10 protein-coding genes and 1 pseudogene are annotated in these 12,794 nt (G+C 32.4%); 3 read left to right on the forward strand and 8 right to left on the reverse strand.

Going from position 1 to position 12,794, the window contains the following annotated elements; all coding sequences use genetic code 11:
- Nucleotides 1–37 precede the first annotated feature (37 nt).
- From fsa to Q0820_RS08250, 7 genes are all read right to left on the reverse strand, one after another.
- Entirely contained in the window at nucleotides 38–691 is a 654-nt protein-coding gene (gene fsa, locus Q0820_RS08220; protein ID WP_298486861.1) for a fructose-6-phosphate aldolase, read from the reverse strand.
- Between the two features lie 18 nt (nucleotides 692–709).
- The gene (locus Q0820_RS08225) at nucleotides 710–2,740 is read right to left on the reverse strand and encodes a transketolase (protein WP_298486863.1); all 2,031 of its coding nucleotides are present in this window, start codon (nucleotides 2,738–2,740) and stop codon (nucleotides 710–712) included.
- 236 nt (nucleotides 2,741–2,976) lie between these two features.
- A complete protein-coding gene (locus Q0820_RS08230) occupies nucleotides 2,977–4,272 on the reverse strand; it encodes a DUF3570 domain-containing protein (protein ID WP_298487283.1) in 1,296 nt (431 codons plus the stop codon).
- Nucleotides 4,273–4,329: 57 nt separating this feature from the next.
- Complete coding sequence (locus tag Q0820_RS08235) at nucleotides 4,330–4,542, reverse strand: DUF4266 domain-containing protein (RefSeq protein ID WP_298486869.1); 213 nt, start codon at nucleotides 4,540–4,542, stop codon at nucleotides 4,330–4,332.
- Entirely contained in the window at nucleotides 4,539–5,519 is a 981-nt protein-coding gene (locus Q0820_RS08240; protein WP_298487284.1) for an FAD:protein FMN transferase, read from the reverse strand. Before Q0820_RS08240 ends, Q0820_RS08235 begins: the two co-directional genes overlap by 4 nt.
- 5 nt (nucleotides 5,520–5,524) lie before the next feature.
- Nucleotides 5,525–5,965 (reverse strand): thioredoxin family protein, encoded by a 441-nt coding sequence (locus Q0820_RS08245; RefSeq protein WP_298486871.1) that lies wholly within the window; start codon nucleotides 5,963–5,965, stop codon nucleotides 5,525–5,527.
- Between the two features lie 158 nt (nucleotides 5,966–6,123).
- A complete protein-coding gene (locus tag Q0820_RS08250; protein ID WP_298486872.1) occupies nucleotides 6,124–6,792 on the reverse strand; it encodes a hypothetical protein in 669 nt (222 codons plus the stop codon).
- Between the two features lie 80 nt (nucleotides 6,793–6,872).
- On the opposite strand from Q0820_RS08250, the pseudogene Q0820_RS08255 reads away from it, so the two are divergent.
- The 3 genes and pseudogenes from Q0820_RS08255 (at nucleotide 6,873) to Q0820_RS08265 (ending at nucleotide 11,995) form a co-directional block, all read left to right on the forward strand.
- Nucleotides 6,873–8,258 (forward strand): annotated as a pseudogene (locus tag Q0820_RS08255) (DUF4331 family protein).
- Nucleotides 8,259–8,443: 185 nt separating this feature from the next.
- Nucleotides 8,444–9,718 carry a lipopolysaccharide assembly protein LapB gene (locus Q0820_RS08260; protein ID WP_298486874.1) on the forward strand — a complete coding sequence of 425 codons (1,275 nt, stop codon included), beginning with the start codon at nucleotides 8,444–8,446 and terminating at the stop codon, nucleotides 9,716–9,718.
- Between the two features lie 54 nt (nucleotides 9,719–9,772).
- Nucleotides 9,773–11,995 carry a TonB-dependent receptor gene (locus Q0820_RS08265; RefSeq protein ID WP_298486875.1) on the forward strand — a complete coding sequence of 741 codons (2,223 nt, stop codon included), beginning with the start codon at nucleotides 9,773–9,775 and terminating at the stop codon, nucleotides 11,993–11,995.
- A gap of 1 nt (nucleotide 11,996) precedes the next feature.
- On the opposite strand, the gene Q0820_RS08270 is transcribed toward Q0820_RS08265, so the two are convergent.
- Nucleotides 11,997–12,788, reverse strand: coding sequence for a DUF547 domain-containing protein (locus Q0820_RS08270; protein ID WP_298486877.1), 792 nt, complete (start codon nucleotides 12,786–12,788; stop codon nucleotides 11,997–11,999).
- Nucleotides 12,789–12,794: the final 6 nt, after the last annotated feature.

A 12,794-nucleotide genomic window follows, 5' to 3' on the forward strand; every position in this document is an offset into this window, starting at 1 on the left:
CCAAGATAGAAGGCTTTAAAATAAAATTTAAAAGGACTTAATTTCCTTTTTTATAATCTGCTAAGAATTTAGCTAAACCACTATCTGTAAGTGGGTGCTTTAATAATCCTTTTATAGAACTTAAAGGCCCAGTCATTACATCGGAACCAATTTTAGCACAATCTAACACATGCATTGTATGACGTACTGATGCAGCTAAGATTTGCGTATCAAAACCATAGTTATCATATATAAGACGAATATCTGCAATAAGACCTAAACCATCTGTAGAAATATCATCTAAACGACCAATAAAAGGAGATACATATGTTGCCCCTGCTTTAGCAGCTAACAATGCTTGTCCTGCAGAGAAAACTAAAGTAACATTAGTTCTTATTCCTTTATCAGAAAAATATTTACATGCTTTTACACCATCAGCAATCATTGGTAATTTTACAACAATCTGAGGGTTAAGAGCTGCTAAAGCTTCTCCTTCTTTAACCATTCCGTCAAAATCTGTAGAAATAACCTCAGCACTTACATCACCATCTACTAACTCACATATTTTTTTATAATGTGCCAAAATGTTATCTGCTCCTGTAATTCCTTCTTTAGCCATTAAAGAAGGGTTTGTAGTAACACCATCTAAAACACCTAAATCTTGTGCATCTTTAATATCTGCTAAATTAGCTGTATCTATAAAAAATTTCATATTTCTTTTATTTACGTATTAATTTAAAAAATTTACTACTTCTTGATATACTTTTTCTCCAGTAAAGCCAAATTTATCGTCTAGTACTTTTGCTGGTGCAGAATATCCAAAATGATCCAAACCAAATACTTTTCCATTTGGTCCTGCTAAACCTTCTAAGTTTACTGGAAGGCCTGCTGTAAGACCAAAAATTGGTTTGTTGGCAGGAATTATACTTTCTTGATATTCCTCGTCTTGCTGTCTAAAAATTCCTTCTGAAGGGATGGAAGCTATACTAACTTTTAATCCTTCTTTTTCTTCTAATAAAACTGCTGCTTCTAGTAAAGTTGCAACTTCAGAGCCATTAGCTATTAAAACAACATCTGCATTTGTAGTTTCTTTTACTAAGTATCCTCCTTTTTCTGCACCTAAAGCTTCGGTATATCTAGAATCTCCTTGTGGTGCTACATCTTTTATTCCTTGTCTAGAAAGAATTAATCCTGTTGGTGTTTTTGTATTTTCCATTGCCATTTTCCAAGCAACACTAGTTTCTTGAGAATCTGCAGGACGTAATGCTACAAAACTTTGTTCGTGGCTGTGGTTCTTTAATTTCTCTAATAAACGTATTTGCGCTTCTTGCTCTACTGGCTGGTGTGTTGGTCCATCTTCCCCTACTCTAAAAGCATCATGCGTCCAAACAAACTTTACTGGTAATTCTTGAATACAACTTAAACGAATAGCTGGTTTCATATAATCAGAAAACACAAAGAACGTAGCAACTACAGGAATAATACCTCCGTGTAGTGCTATACCATTTGCTATTGTTGCCATAGTTAACTCTGCAACACCTGCTTGTAAAAATGCTCCAGAGAAATCTCCTTTTTGTAGTACAGATGATTTTTTTAAGAATCCGTCTGTTTTATCACTATTAGATAAATCTGCAGAAGAAACTATCATGTTTTCTACATTCTCTGCCATATATGCTAACACATTAGAAGATGCTGCTCTTGTTGCAAGACCGTCTTTATGTGTAATAGATTCAAAATCTAATTTTGGTATTTCTCCAGATAAGAAGAAATCTAATTTTGTAGCAAGAGCTTCATTTTCTTTTCTCCAGTTTGCTATTTCTTCTTTTTTAGAAGCCGCATTCTTTGTTTTAGATGCTACAATAGTTTTATAATACTCTTGTACATCTTCATATATATTAAAAGGATTTTCTGGGTCTGCTTTTAGATTTAAAAGTGTTTTTGTGTAATCTGCACCAGTAGCTCCTATTGGCTTTCCGTGTAACTCACAATGACCTTCATACATGCTACCATCCTCAGTAACAGAACCTTTACCCATTATAGTTTTACCTATAATTAAGGTTGGCTTTTCTGTTTCTGCATTAGCATCTTTTAATGCTTTTCTTATTTGCTCATGATCATGCCCATCTATAGTAACAACTTTCCATCCCCAAGACTCATACTTCATTGCTGTATCTTCTGAAGTAACTTCGTCTGTCATAGAAGATAATTGTACATCATTAGCATCATAAAACATTATAAAGTTATTTAACCCTAAATGCCCTGCTATTCTACCTGCTCCTTGGGAAATTTCTTCTTGTACACCTCCATCAGAAATAAAACCATAAATTTTATGATCCATCCAATTTCCAAAACGTGCTCCTAAGAATTTTGCAGCAATTGCAGCTCCTACCCCCATAGTATGTCCTTGCCCTAATGGTCCAGATGTATTTTCTATACCTCTTTTTACATCTACCTCTGGGTGACCTGGAGTTACAGAACCCCATTGTCTAAAATTAGAAACATCTTCTTTCTTATAGTTTCCTAACAAATAGTATTGTGCATACATTAATGTAGATAAATGCCCTGCATCCATAAAAAAACGGTCTCTAAAAGGCCAAGACATATCGGTAGGGTCATAATTAAAAAACTCTGAATACAAAATATGCATAAAGTCTGCTCCTCCCATTGGCCCACCTGGATGACCTGATTGTGCTTTCTCAACCATAGCAATTGCCAATGCTCTAATATTGTCTGCCGATAACTGATCTAATTCTTTGTTCATTTCCTCTTTTAAGATTAATTTTTATAGATACTATATACTAATTGCGGCAAATATACCTGATTTGAAGTTCTTTAAAAATAAAATTAGGTGTAGAATTAACTTAAATAACGAAAAATTTAGATTGGAATTAAAAACCTAACTTTTCACTTGATAATCGTGATTTAGATGCTCCTAGGTTTGCCTTTAGTTTTAATGGTTGTCTCTTAGGTTTTCTTCGCAGTTGTTTACTAAAAGGATTAATCTACTATAAAATTAAAGCCTGCAGAAATTATACTAGCCTTTAAACCAGAGTCCCTTTGGTAATTATTATACTTTAAATCGATACTTTTTAAACCAAATTTCCATACATGAAAATTTGTAAAAATATCCGTATAAGATACTCCTATTCCGTATTGATTAGCAGTATACCTAGACAAATCATAGTCTGACGTATAGAACACACTGGTAGATAAGTGCTCATTGTATGGAGCAAAATAATCTGCTGCGGTTTGATTATAAAATCGGTAAGATGGATACACCGTAAACTTATCTGTTATTTTTATTGGCACTTCTATACTTGCTGTATGTGAATCTATTCCCCAATCATCTGTATAGTAACGATAATAAGTTCTTACTACAAAAACTTCATTTATATAATAATTTAACCTCCCTCCTACGGCTATTTTAAATCTAGAATCTGGTAATTGTTCTATAGCATCTGCTAAATGAAAATTATCTATAAAAGAATTTGCCACATCACTAAAGTATACTCTTTGAAAAGGGGTGGACAATAACCCTTCTTGCCTTACAAAATCTACCAATAAAGAAGCTTGCAATTTTTTAGAAAGTATTTGTGAGAAACCAAAACCTACTGCATAAGAGTTCCTTTTTTCATCCTTAAAAGGAGTAAATATTGGATCATAATTGGTGTTTCCTGTAATAGTATTATTTAAAAAAAGTCCGTTAGCAATACCATTCCCATTAGCAGTAAAAGGTCTTAGTTCTACTGGGTAAATAGCGCTCCAACTGTCTAGATATACATTAGTATTCATAGTTACCTCTGTATTTTTTTCATTAAATAATTTGGTATAGGCACCACCAAAACCCAGAGAAAAATAATCGTACTCTTTTGCTACCGATATTTTAGCTGAAACAATATCATTTCTACTATCTGAACTATGGCTGTATCCTAAAAGTAAATTTGACCAAACATCTTGTTTTGAAGCTCCTGAACTTGCCACAAAAGGGTCTGCAGGAGAACTGCCATCAAAAGGATCTACATTGCTAGATGATGCAGAAGTGTAAGCAGATATTCCAGCATCAATAGTTAATACATCATCCTCATTTAAGGGAATAGAAATTACTACTGCCGCTGTTGCATCTTGTAAATCTTCTGTTCCTAGTCCTCCACTTACAGCTGCGTTATTTCCTTCTTGAGAATAATAGCTAGTTAAAAAATCTATTTCAGAAGTTTCTAAAACGCGTTTCTTATAGGTAACAATAGAATCTTTTTCTTGCGCATACCCATAAAAAAGAGTGGCAAACAAAAACATACAAAGACTTATTCCTTTACTATTTTTACTCATTATATTTCTATTTACTTTATACTATTAGTTACAACCACAACCTCCACCAGTTTTTCCTCCATTAGCACCTACCGCTGCCTCTCTATAAGAATGAAAAGTAGAAATGTTTCTATCTGATTTTTTGTCGGATAAAACCATATCTGGATCATTTAAACTTACCTTATCATACTCTTTAACAGCAACACAAGATGTGCAACAAATAAGAAGGCCACATGCAATTAGAAAACCCTTTATCATAATCTATTTATTTTAATATTTTTTGATGTAGTTACTTCTCCTATATCATCTACAATTACGCACTCAATATTTGGCAATTGATTTATTCTATTTAGTCCTACTTCTTTACCCATTACAAAAACAGAAGTTGCCAGCGCATCTGCAAGCTCAGCTTTTGGTGCAAAAATGGTAACACTAATAATACCACTAGACGGATATCCTGTTCTTGGGTCTATAATATGAGTGTATCTTTTACCATTAAGCATTACAAACTTCTCATAATTACCAGAAGTTACAACAGCGCCATTAGTTATTGGTAATAATGCAAAGGCTTTGTTTTTATCCATAGGGTTAGTAATAGCAACCTTCCACTCTTCTCCATTAGGTTGTTTTCCCCATGTATTCATATCTCCAGAAGCATTTATGATACCCGAAATAACTCCTTTTTTTACAAGTAATGCTTTGGCTTTATCTGCTGCATAGCCTTTGCCTATAGCGCCAAAGCCAATTTTCATCCCTTTTTGTTTTAGGTAAACGGTACTTTCTTCTTTATTTAAAATAATGTTTTTGTATCCTACTTTAGCTACGGATTGTTTTATTTGTTTGGCTTTTGGCATTTGTGTCATAGTCCCATTAAATTGCCAAATTTTGTCCATAGAAGCATATGAAATATCAAAAGCACCATCCGTTAATTTGCTTATTTTTAGGCTTCTTTCTATTAACTCATAAAGCTCGTTACTAACTTTTATAGGTGCTATACCTGCGTTTTTATTTACTAATGTAGTTTCTGAATTTTTATCCCAAGAAGAAATAAGTTTTTCTATTCTTGTTATTTCATTAACTGCCAGAGTTATAAAATAACTAGCTTCAAGAGAATCTTTAGCTACTACCGTAATATCAAAACGGCTGCCCATAAGCTTCATTGTTTGCTTATAGGGTTCTTGCCCGTATACAATGATACAGGCAAAAAAAATGAAAAAATAAAGTGCTTTTTTTATCAAAATTACCCTTTAAAGGATTCTAACAATTTAATATATGCTGTTGGAGTTATTTTCTTATAACTGGTTTGCCCTAAGACATTACCGTCTTTATCTAACACTACCACAAAAGGAAAATATCCTTTAGGATTATACTGCTCAGCTAGTGCTTTATTTTTTTCTACCTGCTCTTCGGACAAACTATTTTTTTTCTTTTTAGGAAAATCGGCCTGTAACATTACAAAATTTTCTTTTGCATAGTCCGTAAACTCTTCTGTACTCCAAATTTCTTTATCTAGCTTAATACATGGCGCGCACCAGTCCGAACCCTGAAATACTAATACAATAGGAATATTATTTTTAGAAGAAAGCTCCTTTGCAAGTGTAAAATCTGTTTGCCATTCTTGAGCAAAAACTACGCTAGATGACCATAAAAATAAACACAAAACTAAAATTATCCTCTTCATATCTAATCTTTAATTTTTTAGACTATCAAAATTTAAACCATTAATAGCAATTCACAATTTAAAGTTACTCTTTTTTTGCCGCCTAAAAATTACATACTTTACACAAACAAAAAACCACCCTAAAAATAGAGTGGTTTTTATATTTTTTTCTTTAGATATTAAATACCTAAAATTTTAGCATCTACAAAGAAAACAGTTTCCACATCTATATGATGGTCTTCTGTAATTACTTTATCGGTAACCGTTTCTAGTTTTAAACTAAACGTATCTTTCTTTATGTAATCTTTTATATCTACATCAAAAGTTTCTAAATCTATAGTATTATCTACCGTATCTGGAACATCCGTTATAGATGCAATTTTAACATCTTCCAAACCTTCTGCAGATATAAATACCTCTAAAGACTCTAAAAAAGTAAAGTCGCCATCGTCTGGTGTAGTAATAATTAACTTCAATTCTTTTAATCGTATATCTTCAATTAAATCTTTACGCGTATCATTAAATTCAAATTCAGATTCGGAATTAGTTTCTACATCTGGAGATTGTACGCTAAATGGTAAGTTTACATTTACAGCAGACTCTATAACCACACTGGTATCAAACTCCATATCAAATTTTGTAAGATCATCAAGCTTATCACAACTAGTAAAGGCTATAAACGCACTAAACAAAACAAGTATTTTTTTCATTTTATAAGGGGATTTATTAGTACCTACAAAAACGTATCCTAAATAAATATATTGTTTTGTTGTAAAGCTATCCCATAAATTGATTATTGTAATAATGCCATTCCCTTTTCTTGGTTTTGTATATTTTTTCTTTAACATTTTTTTAACATTTAAAACCAAACCCTCCAAATTTAACTTCGTAGGTAAGGGTGAATTAATAATCATTTAAAAACGTAATAATGAAAAAAACAAAACTTTTTGCAGGTCTGGGAGCACTAGCCTTAATTGGCGGTGTATTAATCGCAGCGGATCACATTGATGCGCCTTCTTCTATGGGTACAACAGCAGACATTGCTGATTTTTATGGATTTGAACCAAGTACTGGTTCTGACAATACCGTATTTGTGGTAGACTTACAGTCTAGTGTATTACCAGATTTAGCATACGGAACATTTGACGAAAGTATTTTAACCGAAATTAATATTGATACCAATAACGATTTGGTTGAAGATATGGTAATACAAGCCATTCCTAGAGATGGCAAAATGTACTTTTTTGGCCCCGCAGCACCTTCTACAACTGGTATAAGCGGAACTATTCTTGTAGATTCTCCTTTAGGTTCTGTAGCAATTTCAGAAACAGATGCTGTTACAGAAACCACAGCTAGTGGTGTTAAACTTTTTGCAGGACCAAGACAAGATGCTTTCTTCTTCGACTTTTTTCAATTTAATGCGGTTATAGGGGGTATGGCTCCAGGTGGTTTTAAGACTGCAGACGAAGCGCAAGATACTTTTGATGGCGCTAACACAATGTCTATTGTTGTAGAAGTGCCAAATAGCTTATTGGGAGCTACAACTGGGCAAAATGCTTTAGGCCTTAGTGTTTACAAAACGTGGGTAACTACAAACAAAAAACAATAATAATTTTTATTAAAAACATATAACATGAAAAAGAGTATCTTTTATTTTACAATGCTTTTATCTGCTACTACCCTATTTGTAGCATGTAATAATGATGACGATTCTACAATGCCTAAAGAAAAGGAGATGATGCCAGATTTTACTGGCACCTACACACAAGTAGATTTTATGGGAAGGCCAGGAATTAATACTGTATTAAGTGCAGATGACGCTACTAAAGACGAACATAATTTAGCAATACCTTCTGAAATGGCTGCTTCTTTTCAGGCGCGTTTTGAAGCTAGATTAGAACAATATCATGATGTTTACGCTGGCCTTTTAGGTGCAGATCCAGCAGATGTAAATTATGAAAACAATATTCTTGGTTTAGATGCACCTACTTTAACTGGTTATTTAGCTGCCGATGTTTTAGAAATTGCTCCAGATTTACCAACAACATATTTTAATCCAGGAGAAGATGTAGATATGGATGGTAGTGTTTTAGTGCCAGATGGCGATGAAGTTGCTTTAACCGGTAGAACGTTACAAGATGATATTATTGATGTTTCTTTAATTCTTTTATTTGGAGGAGAAACTGGAGATCGTTTTAGTGGCCAAGACACAGATGGTGATGGCACTGCAGATTTACCTAGACTTACTTCAGATGGCGTATCTCTTACAGCAACCCCAACAGAAAATTTCCCTTATTTAGGCGCTCCTGAGTAACACTATAAACCCTTTGTAAAAAGAATTTCTTTGGGAGAATAAATTTTGTTCTCCCAATTAAATTTTTAGTAAATAACCTCGGAGCTAAGTCCACGAGGCATTAGAAGGAAAATTAGCATTCATTTCGACACAAGCGTCGGAGCATTTACATCTAGATTATCGAGTAAAATTAAAACTTTAGTATCATGAAATATATATCTCTATTTTTATTAATCCTAAGTATTTATTCTTGTAATAAAAAAACAAATACTATTACTAATCAAGAAGATTATAATTCGTATTTAACCTCTAATACTTCTAAAACAACTTCTAAGTATTTTAAATTATGGAATTCAAAAATACAACCAGACAGTATGCAACTACTAAGTTTTGGAATTGTAGGGAGCGAATACAATAGATATTTTAAAAACACAGGAGATATAAAATTCTTAAAAAAAGCAGAGCAATCTTTAAAAAAAGCAGTAGCTATTGCTGCTACAGGAAGAGCTGGCTATAATAGAGCTCTTGCAAGAAACTACATATCGCAACACAGATTTAAAGAAGCTTTAGTCCTTGCTAATAAAGCCCTAGAAATTGGAAATGGATTAGAAGACACTCATAGTTTATTGTTTGATGTTCACATGGAACTAGGTAATTATGAAGAAGCCAACAACTACCTTAAAAAGATTAAAAATTTTTCTAATTTTGGTTATCTAATTAGGTTAGCTAAATGGAATGACCATCTTGGTAATTTAGATAAAACTATACAAATGATGGAAAAAGCTACTGCCATTGCAGTTGCTAAAAAAGATAAAAATTTAATCCTTTGGTCTTATACCAATCTTGCCGATTATTATGGCCATGCAGGAGAATTAAAAAAATCTTACAACCATTATCTAAAATCTTTAGAATTAGACCCAAATAATGCTTATGCAAAAAAAGGAATTGCATGGATTGTTTTTTCTCACGAAAAAAACCCTAAAGAAGCTCTTAGAATCTTAGATTCTGTAACTCAAAACTACAAAGCTCCAGATTATTATATTTTAAAAAGTGAAATTGCTGACTATTTAGGTAATGAAAGAGAACGTCTAAATAATTTAGATGAATTTTTTAATGAAATTGAAAACCCCGCGTATGGTGTCATGTACAACAGTTACACCATTAACCTTTATCTAGAAGACACACAACAATATAAAAAAGCGATTACCCTTGCCAAAAAAGAAGTAGAAAATAGACCCACGCCAGAATCTTACGGTTATTTAGCGTATAGTTACCTTAAAAATGGCGAAAATAAAAAAGCGTTGCAAATTGTAACAAACCATATAGAAAATAAAACTTTTGAACCTAATATACTACTACAAGCTGCTGAAGTTTATAAAAAGTCTGGGCAAGAAAAAAAGGCATTAAAACTAAAAGAAGAACTATTAGGTGCTAGCTATGAGCTTGGCCCTGTAACTACTTTAAAAATTGAAAAGCTTTAATTAATTTTGCCACCCTTAAAATAAAAAAACATCCATCCCATTTATAATTCACCTATGAAATATATTTTATTAATTCTATTCCTATATAGCTCCTTATATATATCTGCCCAAGAGTTTCAAGGGTATATAGAAACAAGTAACGGAACTCCTATTGAAGGTGCTTATATTTTTAACAAAAACTCTCAAAAACATGCACACAGTAATGAAAGCGGATACTTTTCTATTGAAAAAACAAACATAGGAGATAGTTTGCAAATTGGGAGCTTAGGATACAAAAACAGCATTACAGTTATTAAAAACACAGTTAACAAAAGGAATACTTATATTTTAAAAGAAGCTCCTTTTGAATTAAATGAGGTAGTTATAAGTCCTAAAATAGATGCTTTATCTGTTGTAGCAAAAATAGATTTACAGACAAACCCAGTAGGCTCTTCTCAAGAAATTTTACAAAAGGTACCTGGGCTAATTATTGGTCAACATGCAGGTGGTGGTAAAGCAGAACAACTTTTTCTTAGAGGTTTTGATATTGACCATGGCACAGATATTTCTATAAATGTTGATAATATGCCTGTAAATATGGTATCGCATGCGCATGGGCAAGGGTATGCAGATCTACATTTTGTTATTCCAGAAACTATAGAAAAAATTGATTTTGGAAAAGGTCCTTATAATGCACAATATGGAAACTTTGCAACCGCTGGTCATGTAGGTTTTACCTCTAAAGAAGCTTTTACAAAAAATACCGTTACATTCACTTATGGCGATTATGGCTACAAAAGAAACCTTGGATTATTTAACGTCCTAAACACTAAAAAAGAAAAAGCATATATAGCAACGGAGTTAATAGGATTTGACGGCCCTTTTAAAAGTTCTCAGAATTTTGAAAGATTTAATGTAATGGCTAAATATTCTTCTCGTTTAGACGCTAATAGTAAAATTTCTACAAGTGTTTCTCATTTTACCAGTACATGGGATGCCTCTGGGCAAATACCTGAACGTGCTGTAAATAGTGGCTTAATAACAAGATTTGGCGCTATAGATGATACCGAAGGTGGTAAAACAAGTAGAACAAATGTTAATATTGGTTTACAAAAGAATATAGATAAAAACACTTTTTTTAAAGCAAATACATACTATAGCAACTACAATTTTTTATTATTTTCTAATTTTACTTTTTTCTTAGACGACCCACAAAATGGTGACCAGATTAAACAAGAAGAATCTCGTAATTTATTTGGTTTAAACACCCAATTAAAAAAGAATCTTAACTGGGGAGAAACAAAAGTAAATTTAGAACTTGGTTCTGGTTTTAGAACAGATAATAGTACAGGTAATGAACTTTCTCATACCGCAAATAGAAAAACAACTTTAAATAATATACAACTAGGAGATATTAAAGAAACTAATATTTTTGGGTACTTAAATGCTAATTTTAATTTAGGAAATTTCACTTTATCTCCTGCCCTAAGATTAGATAATTTTAATTTTAGGTATGCTGATGCTCTTTCTGAAGTTTATGATAATAATTCCGTATCTAAAACAGCATTTTCTCCAAAATTAAATTTGGTATATCATCCAAATAAAAACACACAATACTATCTTAAATCTGGTATTGGTTTTCATTCTAACGATACTCGGGTTAGCGTTGCTCAAAATGGCTATAAAATACTTCCTAAAGCCTATGGTGTAGACCTTGGAACTATCTTAAAACCAACAAAAAACTTATTTTTAAATGCTGCAGCTTGGTACTTATATTCCGAACAAGAGTTTGTTTATGTAGGCGATGCTGGCATTGTAGAACCTAGCGGTGCATCTAAACGCTTTGGTCTAGATTTTGGCGCTCGTTACCAATTTACAAATTGGTTGTTTTTTAATACAGACCTTACGTATACCATAGCTCGTTCTGTAGATGAAAATAGTGGAGAAGATTATATTCCACTAGCTCCCGACTTTACTTTAGTTGGCGGATTAAATGTAACTAACTTAGGTAAGTTTTCTGGAGGCTTACAATATAAACACCTAAATAACAGACCTGCAAACGAAGATAATAGCATTGTTGCAAAAGGGTATACCGTATTTAATTTAAATGCAAACTACCAGTGGAGTTCTTTTATTAGCACAGGAATAACTATCGATAATGTTTTTGATGTAGAATGGAACGAAACTCAATTTGCTACTACAACCAGGTTACAAAATGAAACTACCCCTGTAGAAGAAATACACTTTACTCCTGGAACCCCATTTTTTATTAAAGCAAATATTAGTTTTACTTTTTAAATTATAAGGTTATAAAATTATTTAAATATAAAGACCAATCATAATTCTTATATATAATCTCTACGTCTTTAGTAGTAGAGATTATATTATTCTCTTTAAGAATTTTTTTTGTTCCACTTTTTCCGCCAAAATCGCCTCTAAACCAACTAAAAAGAGAGGTTACAGATACTGTTTTTAATTCTTCATTATAATTAGACATGGATTTTAAAAAAAGTTTAGTCCCAGCATTTAGCTGCTCATTTAAACGACCCGCTGTATATATAGCTACAGGCGGACAGTCTTTGGCACCACAGTTTAATGCAAAATGAATACGGTAATCTCTTTTCTTAATTCTTAATTTTCTTTCTATTTTACCAGGAAACCACTTTCGTACATAACCTAATCCAAGAGGCCATTGCGATTTTCTTATAATACCGTGCTCTATTTTCTCAAAAGACAAAATACTCCCCGCTATTGGTATTTGTTCCATTTTAAAAAAAGTACTTCTATCCTCATATAAATCTGGTTTTTCTGATAAAATAACCTGTATATACCCATTATAAATATTTAGCCAAAAAGCAAGCTTTTGCTCGTGTGTTACCAACCCATTTTCTAAATCTTCTAAACTTAATTCTGCTAGTTCTTTTCTTATATCTTCCGTATTTCCTTTTTCTTTAACACAGCTAAGAAACTCTTCAGACAATTTATTATAATCTACCTTAACTATACTTGTATTTACTTTTGATGCTTTACTAGTAGAAAAACAAAAGATGGTAAAAAAAAGAAGTAAAAATTTAGATGGTAACTTATTCATAGTACA

The sequence above is a fragment of the uncultured Maribacter sp. genome, from assembly GCF_947495965.1.
Classification (GTDB): Bacteria; Bacteroidota; Bacteroidia; order Flavobacteriales; family Flavobacteriaceae; genus Maribacter_B.